The sequence below is a fragment of the Jeotgalibaca ciconiae genome (assembly GCF_003955755.1).
Taxonomy (GTDB): Bacteria; Bacillota; Bacilli; order Lactobacillales; family Aerococcaceae; genus Jeotgalibaca; species Jeotgalibaca ciconiae.
This window is the reverse complement of record NZ_CP034465.1, coordinates 662,874-681,902: the sequence shown is the minus strand read 5'-3', so window position 1 is coordinate 681,902 and position 19,029 is coordinate 662,874. Positions and strand designations below refer to the sequence as shown.

Below are 19,029 nucleotides of genomic sequence, written 5' to 3'. Positions count from 1 at the left end.
TAGGAAAGGTGGTAGCTATGAAGAACTTAGAAATTGATATAGAAACCTATTCTTCTACCAATCTACAAAAAAGTGGTGTTTATCGTTACGTAGAAGCAGATGATTTTGAGGTGATGCTGTTTGGTTATGCGGTTGACGGTGATGAAGTCAAGGTCATCGATTTGATGAATGGAGAAAAGATTCCAAAAGAAATCCTAGATGCCTTAACCGATGAAACCATTACGAAGTGGGCATTTAATGCTCAGTTTGAGCGAGTATGCCTTTCACGTTATTTGGGCTATCCCACTGGGACTTATCTAAATCCTTCCTCATGGAAATGTTCCATGGTTTGGTCTGCCTATATGGGTTTACCTCTTTCTTTAGAAGGTGTAGGTGCAGTGCTAGGACTTGAAAAGCAAAAGCTGACGGAGGGTAAAGACCTGATACGATATTTTTGTCTTCCATGTACTCCAACAAAAATAAATGGTGGTAGAACCCGTAACCTACCCACTGATGAAATCGATAAATGGCAGCAGTTTAAAGTATATAACAAACGTGATGTGGAGGCAGAAATACAGATACAACAAAGATTGATTAAGTTTCCAGTACCAGAGGACATCTGGGATGAGTATCATCTCGACCAAGAAATCAACGATCGAGGCATAAAGGTGGATATGGATTTTGTTAAGCAGGCCATCGCCATGGATGACATATCTCATGAAAAACTACTAACTGCTATGCAGCACATAACACATCTCGAAAACCCTAACTCCGTACAACAGATGAAAGACTGGCTTTTCGAAAACGGTCTAGAGATGGAGACACTCGGCAAAAAGGCGGTTGCAGAGAAACTTAAAGAAACAGACGGAGAGCTAAATGAAGTTCTTTCGCTCCGTCAGCAACTGGCAAAATCCTCGGTAAAGAAATATAGAGCAATGGAAAATGCAGTTTGTATTGATTCTCGTGCCAGAGGAATGTTTCAGTTTTATGGAGCTAACAGAACAGGACGCTTTGCCGGAAGGCTTGTGCAATTACAAAACCTCCCTCAAAACCATATGCCAGACTTAAAAGAGGCGCGAAATATTGTTAGAAATGGTGATGTTGAAACACTAGAACTGCTCTATGAAGATATACCTGATACCCTCTCACAACTGATTCGTACAGCCTTTGTACCAAGAGTTGGTCATAAGTTTATTGTGGCTGACTTCTCAGCCATTGAAGCTCGTGTGCTTTCATGGCTCGCAGGCGAAACATGGCGAACAAAGGTATTTGCTAGTGGTGGCGATATCTACTGTGCATCTGCCTCCCAGATGTTTAAAGTCCCCGTTGAAAAGCATGGTGTGAACGGTCACTTGAGACAGAAGGGTAAAATCGCTGAATTGGCACTTGGATATGGTGGTTCTGTTGGTGCGCTAAAAGCCATGGGTGCATTAGAGATGGGGCTTGAAGAGGAAGAATTAAAACCGCTTGTGAATGCCTGGAGAGAATCAAATCCAAACATCGTGAAATTCTGGTGGGATGTGCATAGGGCAGTTAAAAAGTGTGTTAAAGAAAAGAGATCTCAGAAGACATATGGTATGGAGATTCATCATATAAGTGGAATGCTCTTTATTGTTCTTCCATCTGGAAGGCGTCTTTCATATGTGAAACCTCTTATAGGTGAGAATAAGTTCGGTGGGGAGTCTGTGACCTATGAAGGAGTAGGTGGAACAAAGAAATGGGAGCGTCTTGAAAGTTACGGACCTAAGTTTGTAGAGAATATTGTTCAAGCTATATCCCGTGATATTTTGATGTATTCAATGAAGATGCTTAGTACTTATCGTATTGTGGCTCATGTCCATGATGAAGTAATTATTGAATCTAATCCTCAAATATCGGTTACTGAAGTATGTAAACAGATGAGTCAAGTGCCACCTTGGGCAAAAGGGCTGCTACTTGATGCCGATGGCTATGAATGTGACTTTTATCAAAAAGATTAATAAAACCATCAGATTTCACCTCCTGCCGTGGCTACTAGGTAGGAGGTGTTTTTCTATGAACATTTTTGAAGTAAAAGACGGTTGTCCTACTATCAAGGGCAAAGCAGAACAGATGACAACAGAAGATTTGCAGAGGGAATATGACTTTCATATGGCGGAGAGCATTATCAAAATGCTTTATAAAGAAGGCAAAATTACAGCGGATGAATTACACAAAATATCAGCATTAAACCGAGAGAAATTCTCCCCTCGACTAGCCAAGATTATGTCCTAAAAGCCTTGCTATTAATGGCTTTTAGAGTGATATATGTAATGGATGAATGCGAGGTGAGATGATGAAAAAGATAACAAAAATAGATGAACTGCCCCAAGGACAACTACCTAATACGAAACTTAGGGTTGCCGCCTATGCCAGGGTCTCAACCGATAGTGATGAACAGCTTGAAAGCCTTAAAGCACAGCGTGAACACTATGAGCGCTATATTAAGTCTAATCCTGAATGGGAGTTTGCTGGTCTTTATTATGACGAAGGGATCTCCGGCACCAAGATGGAGAAACGGACTGAACTGCTCCGCATGATACGAGATTGTAAGCAAGGTCGGATAGATTTTATTATCACCAAATCAATCAGCCGCTTTGCTCGTAATACAGTAGATTGCCTAGAGTTAGTAAGAAAGCTGATTGATATCGATGTTTACATTTATTTTGAAAAAGAGAATCTAAATACGGGTGATATGGAAAGTGAGCTGATGCTTTCTATCCTTTCAGGATTTGCTGCAGAAGAGTCTGCATCTATTTCACAAAACTCAACATGGTCCATTCAAAAGAGATTTCAAAATGGCAGTTATGTTGGTACTCCACCCTACGGCTACACCAATACAGATGGTGAAATGGTAATCGTCCCAGAAGAAGCAGAAATCATCAAACGTATTTTTGCTGAGTGCCTTTCAGGGAAAGGTGGAGGTACTATAGCAAGAGGTTTGAACAAAGACAAAATCCCAGCAAGAAGAGGTAATCACTGGAGTGCAGGCACGGTAATAGACATGCTCCGAAACGAAAAATACATGGGAGATGTTTTGTTACAAAAGACCTACACTGATAGTAACTACAACCGCCATTCGAATACAGGTGAAAAAGACCAGTACTATTACAAGGACAATCATGAACCTATTATAAGTAGAGAAGACTTTGCTAAGGCACAAGATCTCATTGATGAAAGAGCCAAGATGAAGTGTAAGGGCGTGAAAAAGAACGTTTATCTTAATCGATATGCTTTAAGTGGCAAGATTGTCTGTGGAGAGTGTGGTCGCAATTTTAGGAGAAAGACAAACTACTCAGCTGGTAGGAGTTACATTGCTTGGAGTTGCATCGGTCATATCGAAGACAAAGAGAGTTGCTCCATGTTGTTCTTGCGAGATGGAGAAATAAAAGCCACATTGACAACCATGATGAATAAGCTTGCTTTCAGTCATAAGCTAATCTTAGAACCGCTATTCAAATCAATTAGCCAAATTGATGAAGAAAGCGACCGTGAAAGAATGGATGCTATTGATAAGCGAATGGAGCAACTCATGGAAGAACGCAACACCCTTATTACACTGATGGCCAAAGGTTTCCTTGAGCCAGCTCTTTTTAATCAGGAACGGAATGTTATAGATAGTGAGATTAAAAATCTTACTACCGAAAAAACAAACCTGGTAACGAACTCTACGAGTGGGGTTTTACGAGCAAACGATATAAAGGACCTCATTGATTACGTGTCAGCAGATAATTTTAATGGTGACTACACAGAAGAATTATTTGAAGAATTTGTAGAGAACATCATTGTTAATTCCAGGGATGAGCTGACATTCAATTTGAAATGCGGTCTTTCCCTGAAAGAAAAGGTGGTGAGATAAATGGCATATATTCCATATGGATACAAAATTCAAGATGGAGAGGTTACTGTCGATGAAAAGGCAGCAGGTCAAGTAAAGGTATTCTTTGAGAAATACATATCAGGACTATCCCTTACAGTGGCTGGCGAACAGGCAGGTATTGATAAGACACACTCTGTGATGGGACGTATTTTGAAAAACGTCAACTACCTTGGAAATGATACGTATCCAGCAATCATTGATAAAGAGATATTTGATAAAGCTGAAGAAGTTAGAGATAAGCGTGCAAAGGATTTAGGACGAGTGGTAGAGCTTGCCGCTTTCACCTCTCCCCCTCCCAAAGAACGATTTAAAATGAGAAAGGCAGATAATAAGATGCCAGTTGATCCTTTTGAACGAGCAGAATACTTATATAGTCTGATAGAAAGCGAGGAATAAAGTGACAGAGAAAAATATAATGGTTATTCCTGCTCGTAAAAGAGTAGGAAGTACAGCCGCAAAAGAAAAGATAAAGAAACTTCGTGTTGCTGCCTATTGCCGTGTTTCTACAGAAACAGAAGAACAAAATTCTAGCTATGAGGTTCAGGTCGCACACTATATAGAGTTTATAAAGAAAAATAATGAATGGGAGTTTGCTGGCATCTTTGCAGATGATGGTATCTCCGGTACAAACACTAAAAAGCGTGACGAATTTAATCGTATGATTGCAGAGTGTATGGATGGTAACATCGACATGGTTATTACTAAATCCATCAGCCGATTTGCACGTAACACCCTAGACTGCCTTCAATATATTAGACAGCTCAAGGATAAGAACATATCCGTTTATTTTGAAAAAGAGAACATCAACACCATGGATGCCAAAGGTGAGGTTTTGCTGACTATTATGGCATCTTTGGCACAACAGGAAAGCCAGAGCCTTTCACAAAACGTTAAGCTTGGGCTACAGTACCGATACCAACAAGGAAAGGTGCAGGTCAACCATAAGCGATTTATGGGCTACACCAAAGATGAAGATGGAAATTTAATCATTGTTCCCGAAGAAGCTGAGATTATCAAACGCATCTACCGAGAATACCTTGAAGGTCAGAGTCTAGTGGGCATTGGTCGAGCCCTTGAAAAGGATGGTATTTTAACAGCAGCAGGAAAACCAAAATGGCGACCGGAATCAGTTAAGAAGATCCTTCAAAACGAAAAATACATCGGAGATGCCCTTCTTCAAAAGACCGTCACAGTAGATTTTCTGACCAAGAAAAGAGTTAAGAACGAAGGTCATGTTCCACAGTATTATGTTGAAAATAGCCATGAAGCGATTATTCCCAAAGAATTATACTTGCAGGTGCAGGAGGAAATTCATCGAAGAAGCAACATCTACACAGGAGCAGGCAAGAACAAACGAATTTATAGCAGCAAGTACGCTTTAAGTGCCATCACCTTCTGTGGAGATTGTGGCGATATTTATAGGAGAACCTATTGGAATATCCATGGTAGAAAAGAGTTTGTCTGGCGATGTGTGACTAGAATCGAGCAAGGTCCTGAAGTCTGTAAGAACCGAACCGTAAAAGAAGATGAACTCTATGGTGCTGTAATGACCGCAATTAATAAGCTGCTTGCAGGTGGCAATAACATGATAAAAACACTGGAAGAAAATATTCATGCTGTGATTGGAGAAACCACAGAATACCAAATTTCAGAGATTAACAATTTACTAGAAGAAAAACAAAAAGAACTCATCAAGCTGGCCAATAAGGGTCAAGATTATGAACATCTAGCAGATGAGATTGATGAGCTGAGAGACAAGCGACAGACCCTTTTAGTAGAAGATGCCTCCCTCAGTGGCGAGAATGAACGAATCAATGAGTTAATTACGTTTATACGCAAGAACAAGTTACGATCCCTAGAATATGACGATAGGCTAGTAAGGAAGATAATCGAGAATGTCACAGTCTATGAAGACCACTTCATCATATCCTTTAAATCTGGCATTGAAATGGAAATATGATTTAAAAACAGAGCATGGGTTATGTCCATAGGTAACTAAAACCTTTAGGAACTAAACTAATGCTCTGCTTTTAATTAACAATGAATTAAGTTCACATATTTCTCGTTGATAGACAGTTGATATAAAAGTTTATGATGTATTATATACATTTTATTAGTGTGTGAAGTGAAAAAATAATTGACAAACCATTTTTTTCGAGATACTATTACGTTAGACGTTATAACGTTACGCGTATTAATTGAAAGGAGATGACAAAATATATGAGTTCAACTGACCGGTTTTCTGAACCAACTTTGTTTATTTTAATAAGCTTGGCTGAGGAAAATAAACATGGTTATGCAATTATGGAAGATATCGAACGCTCATACGATATTAAAATAGGACCTGGGACCTTATATGGTGCTATTAGTAGAATGGAGAAATCAGAATTAATTAAATCTATTCCCTCACAAGATAGAAAAAAACCTTATCAAATTACTTCTGCCGGCAGGCAGTATTTACAAGAAAAATTAAAGGAAATTGAAATAGTAACAAAATTAGGATTTGAAAGGTTAGGTCTAATATGAAGTGGCTTATCCGTCTATACCCCCGAAAATGGCGACGACGCTATGAAGATGAGTTCATGTGTATTTTAGAAAATAGGGATATTTCCTTTAGGGAGGTAATAGATGTAATAATTAATGCGATAGATGCAAGATTTTTAGATTTAGTAGAAAGGATGATTAATATGAATAAGAAAATTCATGATATTATGTTTGATTCTATTGTTGCAAGATACCTAGTTATTGGTTCAGCAATGTTTATAGGTTTGTTTGGTGGATACTGGATTTCAAAAAGTATTCCCGAGTTTTTGGAAATTCAACCTAAATTATTGCTGATAATTGGAGTTGGAATGGGACTGTTTGTTGGTTATATCGTTGGTGTTGCAAGAGGTATTCTGAGAGTAATTAATGTTACAAAAAAGGAAGATGTATTTCTTCCAACTGGTAAGCTAAAGTTCGAAAAGTCGAATAACTAAATACATCTTCAAATCCAGCGAGGTGAAGCAAATAATGAATTATAAAGTTTTGAAAGATAAAAAAGTAGTGATTGGATTAATTTCAGCTATGGTATTAGCAATTACTGCAATACTATTAGCAATTTACGATATTAGTTATTGGGTGTTATCTTCAGGGTTATCAATAGTGATCCTATATTCAAGTCTCGGTAGAGCTGATAGAATAATGAAAGATGATAGCAAATCGTAGATAATGATAAATTCATTTCTTGAAGGATTACTTCTTGTTTTTATAGAAGGGCAAGAAATAAAAAATAAATTTCCGATAGCCCATAACTCTACAGTAGAGTTGTGGGTTTTATTTTGTCTATTTAATATAATAATATTTTAATAACTATTGTTATCATCAACCAAATGGTTTATAATATTCTTATAGTAAACTTGGAGGTGCTGTATGACTACGGCAGAAATGATTAAAGAACTGTGTGAGCAAATGAATATAAGCGTTTCTGAACTCGCTAGACGTATTGGACAGACTCCACAGAATTTCAATAAGAAATTAAAACGGGAAACGGTAACCTTGGATGAGTTGAAAGCCATCGCTGATGTGCTTGGTGTCAAGTTTGAGCAGGCTTTTATATTGCCTGATGGCAATGAAATAAAGACGGGTAACGAGTGAAGGAGGAAAACAATGGTTTCTGCAGAATTAAAGCTAATTATTGATGAATTAAGTACACAGGGTAAAATGATTTTTCATGAGGCGACTACAGAAGAAAAAATCACAACCTTTGAAAAAGAAAATAATGTCGTTCTTCCATCCAAATACAAAGAATGGCTGCAGCTTTCTGATGGTGGTGAGTTCTTTTTGCCAGCAGGTATTCAATTATATGGAATTGAACACAAGCCAGTGATTAATGTAAATGATAATTCACGACCAAACGATGACTATATCGTTATTGGGGCTTTAGCATCAGGCGACCCAATCATCTGCGCAAAAAATAGCGAAAAAATAGCTATATATAATCAAGAAGCTGGAAGGATAGAAGACGATGAAATTTATGATGATTTTATAGTCTTTCTTAAACATCTGCATGATTTGCTTGGCATAGGTGGTTGATTATATGTTAAGAAGAACAGCAGAATCTAACAAGGCGATACATGCGGCTTGGAATAAGGAGCAGGAACTTGTCCAAGAAGGAAAAGGGACAAGAGAATGGACTGCCCAACAACAGAAAGATATTCTTGATAAAGGTAAAGCCTATGATGAGAACGGTGTAGCTTTTCAAGGACAGCATATGAAAAGTGTGGAAAGATATCCAGAATATCAAGGGGACCCCGGAAATATTCAGTTCCTAACAAGAGCAGAACATTTAGAGGCCCACGATGGGGATTGCAGAAATCCGACTAATTGGCATTTTAATCCTGTTACAAAAGTAAAGACTGACTTTGGAGATGGAAAATTTATTCAATGCGAAACAATACAATTAGCCGATCCTGTAAACAAAGCACAAAATAAACCAGAAATTGAGAAAGAAGTTAATCAAGAGTCTGTAAGTGGAGTTCAGAAAAAGGCAGAGTCAAACAAAAAATATGAATCTCTACACGAGACTGTACCACCTAATAACATAGAAGACATAACGAAGCAGGAATTTGTACCGAAATTGAAGAGCGGCTTCAAAACCATAAGTAAAACAATTATAGAATTTTCAGATAAACACCCGAATGCAATAAAAGCAATAAAGGGCGTTGGATTATTTGTGGCTACTGTGGCTGTAGCTGCTATCAAAGAATCATCAAGGAGCGGTTCATCAAATTCAGAATACGAATGGTCAGATGATGACCGCGCTGAGTACGAAGATTCATATGATGATTATCCTGCAGATCAGGACACTTCAGAATCCTCGGAGCGTTCTTCTCCGAATGAACACACAGTGAGAGGACATGGACAGCATTATCATTATAAAGATGGTAGTGTTAAATGGAAAGATAAGGATCCATACCCGCGTGGTGGAAACAATGAGGAATAACAAAAGACCCCCCTGGCATTATAATTGATATAATAATGGATATGTTCCCACATACTAAAGTCCACTGTGGATATGTTCCCTCAAAGAGAACTTCAACTAAAAATATTTAGGTTTTTAATTATTGACAGCTATCCCTTCATCTCAAAACATGTGGAGTGTGTATCGTTGCTACAAAGAAAAACTATATAGAAATCCTTAGTTTTAAACACTTTCACAAGCATTTCGTGTTTGTGGGATAAGGTGAAAAAATGAGAAATAAAGTACTGAAAAACCACATTACCGTTTCGGTGGTAATTGATCTGGGGTGTGGGAATACAATAAATGTTAATCAGTTGATATGATTAAGAGGAGGGAAATAGTGGAAGCAAGAGAGAATCCAGGATTAAAAGCTAATGTGATTTCAATGTATAAAAGTCGTTTTCAAAGGGAGGGATTTTTTAGGCCTAAGATTGTAGAAGACTGGAAAATCCCTGGGAAATTGAAAAAACAACACTCGGTTGATATTTATTTTGAATTTATTCAGATGAATAATTTAGAACGGACAATAATAAAAACAATAGAGGGCACAGAAGTAACGGAGGAAGATGTTTGGGAATTCGCTTGTGTTTTAAATGACCTACGTTTTTTTGCAAAAGGGATTCTATACTATGATGATAAAGTCTCTATTGGGGCAAAAAAAGCAGCTGAAATGGCAAATATAGATTTGAAGAAATTTAATTTCTTAAATGAAGTACAAAAAAGCGTTATAAGTGCGCTCAAAATGATGCTTCCAGAGGATGATATAGTGGGAGATCCGTTTTGGGTTGTTATGGAAACAATAAAAAACAATAATGATGAGAATACAGGGAATTATGATATGGTTAATGATAAGATTTTGCTGTTTTTATCAAAAAAACAGGCGGATAGTTATTGTGAAAAATTGGAAGAGAGCTCTAGAGTGTTTGGGATTTCGCAAAACCATCTCAAGATATTAGTTAGACTACAGGAAAATGGGATATGTCCAGATTTTAATATAGTTTTGCCTAAATTTGAGCAACCAGAGAAAGATTCCATCGCATGTTATAGTATTAGCCATGAAAAGTTCAGAAAATTTTATTTGCGAGGTGATGGTAATGAATAATACATCGCAAATAAAGGGAGAGAAATTTGAATCTATTGTTGAAAAAATCTATATTCAAATCGCAAACAACGAACGGATAAAAGCTAAAGTTGAGAAGCGCGTACCAATGTTAGGTGCTGATGGTGCAAGCCACGAAATTGATGTACTTTACTCATTTGAACATTTTGGTGTAAAATACAGGGTAGCAGTTGAATGCAAAAACTGGAAAAACCCAATAAATGTTAGTCAATTAAGAGATTTCTCTTATAAGTTAGAAAAAATAGGGAATATAAATGGAATTTTTATTTCAGCAGAAAGCAAGTTTCAAGACGGAGCTCAAAAAGTATCTACTTATAATGGAATTAAGCTTATAAAATATGACGAATTCGATAGATTTATTAATGGGCAAAATGATCAATATTTGGTTCCGGATTACAAAACTATAGGAGATCCGTTTTGGATGTTCATGAATTCAACCGGAAAGAATTCAATAGAACAAAATGTATTTTTGGAAGAGGGAATTTTACTTTTTGAAAACAAGTATTTTGCGGAACAATTTCAAAAGCTTTGCTTATTGAATTACGGTGACATAAAACTTGTAGGTGTTTCTCAATCACATTTAAATGAGATAAAATCTTTAAAGAATAAGAACAAAGTTTCTGTGAAATTATTCAATCAGTTTACAAGTGATTTATACAAAACGCCTTATCATTTCTGGGATTTAGATGCCTCTGATATTGAAATGTATATAAGGTGAATATAAGCACTTGCAGTTTTCAGTATTACGCTAATACGTGGTAAAAAGACGCCTTTGATTATTTAGGAAATTGTTTATTAAAAAATCTTAATCATGGACATTGATGTTTTGTAGACATGTTTATAGCGTGAACTCATGTTGAATGTGTGGTATTGATGGAAAAGAAACAAGAAATAATCGCTTAACAGAGGGGTTTCTAGACATTGTGCAAGTGTCTAGGAACCTCTTTTTTTGAAATTATGGATAAACTTTTGTCGAATTTATCGTTTGGAGCAATAAAGGTTGGGTATATATGTGGGAACAGGTCGAGCCTTGAAAGGTTGATATAATAGTATTCCTTCTCGGAAACAAATACTATAGTTTTAAATAACCTACTCTGTTATATTATGAATAGATAAGTAGCCTTCTGAGGGAGAAAAGATAATGGTTTATAATCCTAAAGTTCATTATATACCGACTCGTCCTAAGCCTATTAAGCGAATAGGAATTTATTGTCGAGTATCATCAGCCAAGGGTGAACAATTGAAAAGCTTGTCTAATCAAATCTCAGGTCTGACTCGCAAGGTAGCTAATATTTCTTCGTGGAAAATCATAGATATGTATGTGGAGATTCAATCCGCCAAGGAAGAAACAAATCGCTCAGAGCTTAATCGTCTGATAGAGGATTGTCAGAATGACAAGTTGGATATTGTTGTTCTAAGAGATGTCAGCCGATTAGGCAGAGATACTGTAGAAACCCTAGAAAGCTATCGAGTCATTAGAAATTCAGGAGTACGTGTCATTTTTGATAATAATGGGCTAGATACAGATCAGGATTCAAATGAATTTATTTTGAGTGTGTTAGAAGCAGTATATCAGGCAGAAAATGAATCGCGCAGTCAGAATATTAAACTTGGTATGCAGCAAAAGGCCCAGGAGGGAACGTCTGGGTTTTATCACCGTAAGTGTTATGGATATACAAAAAATCGTGAAGGTCATCTTATTCCTCATGAGGATGAAGCTAAAGTGGTTCAACAAATTTTTGGTTGGTACTTGGAAGGTAAGAGTGTGTTAGGCATTGTAAAGGCTCTTGAAAAGAGTAGCCTTTCTTCGCCTTCTGGGAGAGAGAAATGGCCAAAGCGAACGGTGGATGTGCTTTTGTCTAATGAGAAGTATATCGGTACAGTTTCAAGCTGTCCAAGAAGAAAAAGCCAGACGAAGCGTCCGGCAAGGTAATGAACTGAAAAGGACTGATCGGAGATATAAAACTAAGGAATAGTATCAATAGATGAAAAGTGAAGGGGAAGAATTTATGGGGTTATTTAATTTCTTTAAGGGTAGTGGTAAGGGAAAATCTTTATCACCAGACCAAGCATGGAATAAACCAGTTGCAAAAGAGGATAAGAAATTTTATCAGCCGGATTCATACTATACAAGGGCCTCCTATGAAGGAACCATGATGGGAAAAAGAGTAGTCACTTATCCAGAACGGAAAAAGACCGCAATTTCTTCCGATAGAGGTCTATATCCTTCAGAAATTTTATTGCTGGAATACTGTAATAAAGGTATCTATCCAAATCCTGAAAATGGATATCCTGGATTTTGGTGGTTTGAATACGGGATTAGGAATGTAGGAGTTATGCTGAAAACATTAGAAGATAGGGGGTTTATCATTCTAGGTTCACATGAGGATTCTGTTAATAGCCTTAAGGTAAATGAGATAAAAGAATTACTTAAATCTAAAGGTTTAAATACCACTGGGAAAAAGTTAGAATTAGTTGAAAGAATTATTGGCAACATTACACCGAATGATGTACAAATATATGGTCTTCAAGCAAAATATAGATTAACTAATTTAGGACAGCAGGAGATAAGGGATAATGCTTACGTTGCATATATGCATAACCATAAGAAGAAAACTATAGAGAATAATTCCTTCGGACCTAATTTTAACGTCTGGGGAATAAACAATAAATTAGGTTCAGGGGATAAGTCTAATTGGAAAAATATAGTTGATCGATTAGAAAAAGAAATGGATGATGAATCAAGAAATAGAAATATAGAATTCATGAAGAATCTAGAAAAATCAGATCCTGAGATGCATAAAATTCTTGATGGCCAAGATAAACAATTAGAGGCGATTAAAGTAGCAAGAGAAAATTATGAACAAGACAACAATCTAGAGAGATATATAATTTTTTGGGAAGAAATTTGGAATAATGGTGGATTAAAATTTGAAGGATCAAAATGGCATTTCGAACTTCCAGATTTGTATATTAAATCTAAGGACTATGACTCTGCTCTAAGACTACTCAAGAGAATAAAGAACACTAAGCCAAATTATTCTGAAAAATCAGACAAGTATTCTGATAGAATTAAAAAACTTATCGAAAAAGAAATCAATAAGAAGAATATGTAAGCCACACAATTAGAAGGGGAAAATTATAACTAATAAATTAACCTACTTATCTATCTGATTTAAACTATTGAAGATTCATGTTGAAATAATGGGCTTTTTAAAGGCCAAAGATAGCCTAAAAATTACATGTGGAATATGTAGTGTTGATGGAAAAGAAATAGAACAGAATCGCTTAATAGAGGAGTTTTCCAGAGCTTTTAATCCAATAGGAAGCCTCTTTTTGGAGTTTGAAACGGCAATTTTAAATGAAATGAGTTATTTTGATAATAAATAGTAAATCATTGTGTGGAAACAAATCGACTCTATAAACATTGATATAACAAGTATCTAACTAATCTAGCTAAGTGTATGATTTTTCTCGGCAATACCATTCGGAAGGTGAACAAAAAGAGGGGACACTTAGACTACTATAGGTTTGCCGCTTAAATATAGTGTAGAGAAAGTCTCCCATGAGAAATAGTGTAAATATTTATCCTGCTATGAAACAGACTCGACTATATTGTGCACAGATTGTCGGATGGAAAAACTCACCCTTTGATAATATTGATGATGAAAGGAGGTTGTTCAATGGATTCTTTAAGAAGTATGAATAATGCATTGGCATATATTGAAGAGAACTTAACAGAAGAAATTGATTATAGTAAAGTATCTAAAATTGCTTATTGTTCAGAGTATCATTTTAAGCGGATGTTTTCTTTTTTAGCAGGCATAAGTTTGTCAGAATATATTCGGAGAAGAAGATTGTCGTTGGCTGCACTTGAGTTGAAAGATAAGGATTTGAGGATAATTGATGTAGCTGTCAAATATGGCTATAATTCGGCTGATTCATTTTCCCGTGCTTTTCATTCCCTGCATGGTATTCTCCCTTCTAAGGCAAGAAGTGAGAATACACAATTAAAAATTTATCCACGAATGACCTTTCAATTATCAATTAAAGGAGGATGCGAAATGAACTATCGTATTGTTGAGAAAGGACCTTTTAAGTTAGTAGGATTTAAGAAGAGAGTTCCGATTGTATTTGAAGGTGTCAATCCAGAGATTGCAAAAATGACCGAACTTTTAACTCCGGAGGTTATTAAACGATTAAAAGCTATCTCAAATGTAGAACCAACAGGTATTATTAGTGCTTCCGCTAATTTCTCAGAAGGAAGAATGGATGAAAAGGGTGAGTTGGATCATTACATCGGGGTAGCAACTTCAGATGATGAAACAGCAGAATTTGATGTGTTAAAAATTGATGCTTGTACCTGGGCAGTATTTGAATCGATTGGACCATTCCCACAAACACTTCAAAATGTATGGGGGAGAATATACTCAGAGTGGTTTCCATCTTCAGGATATGAGGTAGTTGAAGGCCCTGAAATTTTGTGGAACGAGAGTCCAGACACTGGAAATCCAAAGTATCGAAGTGAAATCTGGCTTCCGGTAAAGAAAAAAGTCTATTAATTACATTATTTTTTTCGTAAATGCTACGATTGGTGGATATTTTTCCAAGAACGGGCATGTTCAAATGACATTCATTTTATCAACTCATCACATATAGAAATTCTCAATTTTAAACACTTTCACCAGCATTTCGTGTTTGCAGGAGAAAGAGAAAACTTGAGAAATAAAGTACTGAAAAACTATATTACTGTTTCGGTGAGAATTAATCCGAGCGTGGGAACACAATAGAATAAAATTATTTTTAGGCGTTCAACTAAAATGAACGTCTTTTTGTTTGTCCAGCAACGGCACATTCTAAAGAGTGAAAGTCCCAAGCGTGACCTAATAGCGATAGGGTAACAACGCTTAAATCCATTTCATATTAAATGACGCATATAGAAGACAAATCCATGTTAAAATAAGGAATAATATCATAAGGAGACAACAAATAAATGACATATGCATTAGAAATAAAAGATTTGAAAAAAGTATATGCGACTGGTGTTGAAGCACTTCGAGGGATTGATTTGGCTGTAGAAGAAGGCGACTTCTACGCTTTACTGGGACCTAATGGTGCTGGCAAATCAACCACCATTGGCATCATTACATCACTTGTCAACAAGACATCAGGGCAAGTAAAAGTTTTTGATTATGACCTGGATACTGATTTAGAGCGGGCAAAGCAGCAAATCGGTTTGGTACCTCAGGAGTTTAATTTCAACCCCTTTGAGACGGTTCAACAAATTGTAGTTAATCAGGCAGGTTATTACGGTGTTTCACGTAAGGAGGCACTTAAGCGGAGTGAGAAGTATCTCAAGCAATCGAGTTTATGGGAGAAGCGACATGTTCGTGCCCGTATGTTATCAGGTGGAATGAAGCGTCGTTTAATGATCGCTCGAGCGCTGATGCATGAACCGCGATTACTGATTTTAGATGAGCCGACTGCGGGGGTAGACATCGAATTAAGACGTGATATGTGGGCATTTTTAAGAGAATTGAATAAAAGTGGGACAACGATTATTTTAACCACTCACTACTTAGAAGAAGCTGAAATGCTTTGCCGAAATATTGGGATTATTCAATCGGGTGCATTGATTGAAAATACAAGTATGAAGTCACTTCTTTCTAAGTTACAGTATGAAACGTTTATTTTCGACTTGGATACCTATGATTATAAACCTGAAATCAAGGGTTATAGCTATGAATTTGAGGATGACCTGACATTGACGGTAGAGGTTGAACGCAATCAAGGAGTCAATGACATCTTTAATCAACTAAGTAATCAAGGGATTAAAGTCTTATCGATGCGGAATAAATCAAACCGCTTAGAAGAACTATTTTTGAAAATCACAGAAGAAAAGCACCAATTGGAGGAAAGAAATGTTTAGTCTTTATTTTACAGCTCTAAAAAGTTTAGCGATCAAGGAAACAAACCGTTACCTGCGTATCTGGGTACAGACCTTGGTACCACCTGTTATCACCACATCATTGTATTTCGTTATTTTTTGAAAAATGATCGGTGGACGCATAGGCGATATGGGTGGATTCTCTTATATGGAGTTTATTGTACCAGGGTTAATCATGATGTCAGCTATCACGAGTTCTTACTCAAATGTTTCTTCATCATTTTTCTCACAAAAATTCCAAAAAAATATTGAGGAATTATTAGTAGCCCCAGTGCCGACGCATGTGATTATTTGGGGATTTGTCTTAGGAGGATTAGGGAGAAGTCTGCTGGTGGGTACACTGGTAACCATTATTTCGTTATTATTTGTTCCATTGAATGTTTTCTCTTGGTTAATTGTTATTCTGACATTATTAATGACGGCTATTCTGTTCTCTCTAGCTGGGCTAATAAATGGCGTTTTTGCACAATCATACGATGATGTGTCGATTGTACCGACCTTTGTATTACAACCATTAACTTATCTAGGTGGTGTATTTTATGCCATTTCGATGTTACCGCCATTCTGGCAAACCGTATCAAAAGTAAACCCGATTGTTTATATGATTTCTGCTTTCCGTTATGGGTTCTTGGGGACGACTGATGTGCCGATTATGGTTTCGCTTATGATTCTGGTTCTGTTTATTATTATTGTCTATTCGGTGTGTTACTATCTGATTAATACAGGAAAAGGGATAAGAAGTTAGAGAGGTAGGAGAGCCAATGACACCATTATTTTTCAGAGATATTGATGCAAACAATGAGGCCGCTGTTAGAGCCATAAGTTTAAAAGATGGGCAAGAAGGATTCATTGAAACGGTGGCTGAATGTTTAGAGGAAGCTGCACGCTATCCAGAATGGCAACCAGTATCTATCTATCACGAAGAAGAATTAATTAGATTTGCTATGTATGGGTCTTTTGGCGTCAACAAAGACACTTGGACTGATCGTATTATGATTGATAAAAACTATCAGGGAAAAGGCTTTGGAAAACAAGCGATGAAGCAGCTCATTGAGATTGTCTCAAAGGAATACGACATTAAATCCATCTATTTAAGTATTGTTGAAGAGAATAAAGTGGCCTATCGGTTATATAATAGTATCGGCTTTGAGTTTATCAATGAACGAGATCCGAATGGCGAGTTGATTTTTCAATATCAGTTTGATGAGAAGGGGGTATAACAATGGATGCAAAAGAAAAAATGAAGGCACTAATAAAAGATAAAAAATCTGGCAACAAAGTGAAACATCATACTGTCGCAAAGAATGACGGAAAATTCATGCGCAAAGCACCGATACTACATAAGTAAATCAGATTATTCACACCCTGAAACGAGTATTTAATACTGTTTTCAGGGTTTTATTGACTCTAAAGAAAGCGAGTGATACATTAAAATTGTAAAAAAATTTAAAATGACTGACTAAATTTACGGTTTGAGTCATTTTGTACAAGTGGCCTATAATCGAGAGGAGAAATGCTTGATGTTAAGAAAGGTAAAAGTAGAAAATGGTTTTATTCAAGGATTGCCAGCAGCTGATCCCCGTATAACAGCTTTTAAAGGGATTCCGTTTGCAGCACCGCCTGTAGGCGAGAATCGTTGGCGGGCACCACAAGCTGCAGCCGATTGGGAAGGTACGCTGAAAGCATTTGAGTTTGCACCGATATCGATGCAAGCAAGGCCGGGCGTCAACCCGGATGATTTTTATTCGCGTGAATGGCACGTAGATCCAAACGTGCCGATGGATGAAGACAATCTATACTTGAACGTGTGGACACCTGCTAGTCATACCGATGAAAAGCTACCGGTTTATGTGTGGATTTTCGGTGGTGGGTTCCAGTATGGTTATACATCAGAAATGGAATTTGATGGCGAGCGCTTAGCACGTCGCGGCGCGATTGTGGTTACGGTCAACTATCGCTTGAACGTATTTGGTTTCCTAGGCCATCCGGAAATCACGGCAGAAGCACCGGATGCACCAACCAACTTTGGTCTACTGGACCAACAAGCAGGAATTGAATGGGTCAAACGTAACATCGCTGCATTTGGTGGAGATCCCGATAACATTACGGTCGGCGGTCAATCGGCTGGTGGCGCGAGCGTGATGCACCAATTAACCGCACCGCAAAATGAAGGACTATTCCATAAGGCTGTTGTTTTGAGTGGTGTTTTTGCAAACGTATACAAAAGTGGCGGAATACCAGGAAGTGGTCGAACATTAGCCGAAGTCGAAGAGGCGGGCGTGCAGTTCTTTGAGTTCATGGGGGTGTCTTCATTGGAAGAGGCACGGGCGCTAGACGGAGAATTCGTCCGCGAAAAACTATTGGAATATCAAGCTTTCTGGGGGCCTGTCGTAGACAAAAAATTTGTCATGGGAAATGCCTTCGAACTGTTTATGGAAAACAAACGTTTGATGGTTCCTGTTCTGTTGGGGCAGACGTCATCTGAGTTCTTCGGAGTTCCGGAAGTTTCTAGTTTGGATGCATTCAAGGAATTGGCCGACAAACTCTTTGGGGCGGATGCGGATGAGTTTCTGAAGCTATGTAACTTTGAATCAGGAGACTTTGATACAATTAAACAAAATGCATCGATTCCAATGATTGAGTATGCAATCCGTGTTCTGGGTAAGGCAAACGCAGACACCGGCGCTGATATGCCACTCTACTATTACAATTTTGATCCAGAGATACCGGGCTGGGATGATCCCGGTACCTTCCACTCTGCCGATCTGTGGTTCTTCTTTGAGACCTTGGCAAAATGCTGGCGTCCGTTTGTAGGCAAACACTACGATTTGGCGCGGGAGATGAGTAATTATTTAGCCAACTTTATCGCTAGCGGTGACCCGAATGGCAAAGATGTGACAGGTGAAAAAATGCCACAGTGGAATCCCTATACCTTGGATGCACCTTATGGCATGGTGTTTGGCGACAAGTCAGAATTTGTTAAAGAGCAACCGAACGAATTGATGACCTTCTTGGTGAATCAAACCTTCAAGAATAAATAGAAAAACGCGATGGGGCCGGGAAAAAACTCCCGGCCCCTTTCC

At 37.5% G+C, this 19,029-nt stretch carries 21 protein-coding genes and 1 pseudogene; all 22 read left to right on the top strand.

The features are described from left to right. Positions 1–17: 17 nt before the first annotated feature. A complete protein-coding gene (locus EJN90_RS03135) occupies positions 18–1,958 on the top strand; it encodes a DNA polymerase (RefSeq protein ID WP_126108828.1) in 1,941 nt (646 codons plus the stop codon). A gap of 55 nt (positions 1,959–2,013) precedes the next feature. After that, positions 2,014–2,232 carry an SHOCT domain-containing protein gene (locus EJN90_RS03130; RefSeq protein WP_086035010.1) on the top strand — a complete coding sequence of 73 codons (219 nt, stop codon included), beginning with the start codon at positions 2,014–2,016 and terminating at the stop codon, positions 2,230–2,232. A gap of 61 nt (positions 2,233–2,293) precedes the next feature. Further along, positions 2,294–3,856 carry a recombinase family protein gene (locus EJN90_RS03125; protein WP_126108827.1) on the top strand — a complete coding sequence of 521 codons (1,563 nt, stop codon included), beginning with the start codon at positions 2,294–2,296 and terminating at the stop codon, positions 3,854–3,856. Then, positions 3,857–4,273: a recombinase gene (locus tag EJN90_RS03120; RefSeq protein WP_069980599.1), complete on the top strand. Its 417-nt coding sequence runs from the start codon at positions 3,857–3,859 to the stop codon at positions 4,271–4,273. A 1-nt stretch (position 4,274) separates the two neighbouring features. Further along, the gene (locus tag EJN90_RS03115; RefSeq protein ID WP_174919248.1) at positions 4,275–5,837 is read left to right on the top strand and encodes a recombinase family protein; all 1,563 of its coding nucleotides are present in this window, start codon (positions 4,275–4,277) and stop codon (positions 5,835–5,837) included. A 260-nt stretch (positions 5,838–6,097) separates the two neighbouring features. Continuing rightward, entirely contained in the window at positions 6,098–6,403 is a 306-nt protein-coding gene (locus tag EJN90_RS03110; RefSeq protein WP_126108826.1) for a PadR family transcriptional regulator, read from the top strand. 56 nt (positions 6,404–6,459) lie between these two features. After that, on the top strand, positions 6,460–6,855 hold the full coding sequence (locus EJN90_RS03105; protein ID WP_126108825.1) for a hypothetical protein: 396 nt from the start codon (positions 6,460–6,462) through the stop codon (positions 6,853–6,855). 34 nt (positions 6,856–6,889) lie between these two features. After that, positions 6,890–7,084, top strand: a complete 195-nt coding sequence (locus EJN90_RS03100) for a hypothetical protein (protein WP_076765384.1) — start codon at positions 6,890–6,892, stop codon at positions 7,082–7,084. Between the two features lie 204 nt (positions 7,085–7,288). Beyond that, a complete protein-coding gene (locus EJN90_RS03095; RefSeq protein WP_089981969.1) occupies positions 7,289–7,513 on the top strand; it encodes a helix-turn-helix domain-containing protein in 225 nt (74 codons plus the stop codon). Between the two features lie 12 nt (positions 7,514–7,525). Beyond that, positions 7,526–7,951: an SMI1/KNR4 family protein gene (locus EJN90_RS03090; protein ID WP_126108824.1), complete on the top strand. Its 426-nt coding sequence runs from the start codon at positions 7,526–7,528 to the stop codon at positions 7,949–7,951. Between the two features lie 4 nt (positions 7,952–7,955). Continuing rightward, entirely contained in the window at positions 7,956–8,861 is a 906-nt protein-coding gene (locus tag EJN90_RS03085; RefSeq protein ID WP_126108823.1) for a teneurin-3, read from the top strand. A gap of 358 nt (positions 8,862–9,219) precedes the next feature. Beyond that, entirely contained in the window at positions 9,220–9,981 is a 762-nt protein-coding gene (locus EJN90_RS03075) for a hypothetical protein (protein ID WP_126108822.1), read from the top strand. After that, positions 9,974–10,717, top strand: coding sequence for a restriction endonuclease (locus tag EJN90_RS03070; protein ID WP_164543989.1), 744 nt, complete (start codon positions 9,974–9,976; stop codon positions 10,715–10,717). Before EJN90_RS03075 ends, EJN90_RS03070 begins: the two co-directional genes overlap by 8 nt. A 423-nt stretch (positions 10,718–11,140) precedes the next feature. Further along, positions 11,141–11,932, top strand: coding sequence for a recombinase family protein (locus EJN90_RS03065; RefSeq protein ID WP_126108820.1), 792 nt, complete (start codon positions 11,141–11,143; stop codon positions 11,930–11,932). Positions 11,933–11,984: 52 nt separating this feature from the next. Continuing rightward, on the top strand, positions 11,985–13,115 hold the full coding sequence (locus tag EJN90_RS03060; RefSeq protein WP_126108819.1) for an SAP domain-containing protein: 1,131 nt from the start codon (positions 11,985–11,987) through the stop codon (positions 13,113–13,115). A gap of 67 nt (positions 13,116–13,182) precedes the next feature. After that, positions 13,183–13,389 (top strand): hypothetical protein, encoded by a 207-nt coding sequence (locus tag EJN90_RS03055; protein ID WP_126108818.1) that lies wholly within the window; start codon positions 13,183–13,185, stop codon positions 13,387–13,389. A 293-nt stretch (positions 13,390–13,682) separates the two neighbouring features. After that, entirely contained in the window at positions 13,683–14,561 is an 879-nt protein-coding gene (locus EJN90_RS03050; RefSeq protein ID WP_126108817.1) for an AraC family transcriptional regulator, read from the top strand. Between the two features lie 431 nt (positions 14,562–14,992). Then, positions 14,993–15,928 (top strand): ABC transporter ATP-binding protein, encoded by a 936-nt coding sequence (locus tag EJN90_RS03045; RefSeq protein WP_126108816.1) that lies wholly within the window; start codon positions 14,993–14,995, stop codon positions 15,926–15,928. Continuing rightward, positions 15,921–16,691 (top strand): annotated as a pseudogene (locus EJN90_RS03040) (ABC transporter permease). Before EJN90_RS03045 ends, EJN90_RS03040 begins: the two are co-directional and overlap by 8 nt. 16 nt (positions 16,692–16,707) lie before the next feature. Beyond that, a complete protein-coding gene (locus EJN90_RS03035; RefSeq protein ID WP_126108815.1) occupies positions 16,708–17,166 on the top strand; it encodes a GNAT family N-acetyltransferase in 459 nt (152 codons plus the stop codon). Positions 17,167–17,168: 2 nt separating this feature from the next. Next, positions 17,169–17,294, top strand: coding sequence for a hypothetical protein (locus EJN90_RS14110; protein ID WP_265415842.1), 126 nt, complete (start codon positions 17,169–17,171; stop codon positions 17,292–17,294). 172 nt (positions 17,295–17,466) lie between these two features. Further along, the gene (locus EJN90_RS03030) at positions 17,467–18,987 is read left to right on the top strand and encodes a carboxylesterase/lipase family protein (RefSeq protein ID WP_126108814.1); all 1,521 of its coding nucleotides are present in this window, start codon (positions 17,467–17,469) and stop codon (positions 18,985–18,987) included. The last annotated feature ends 42 nt before the right edge of the window (positions 18,988–19,029 follow it).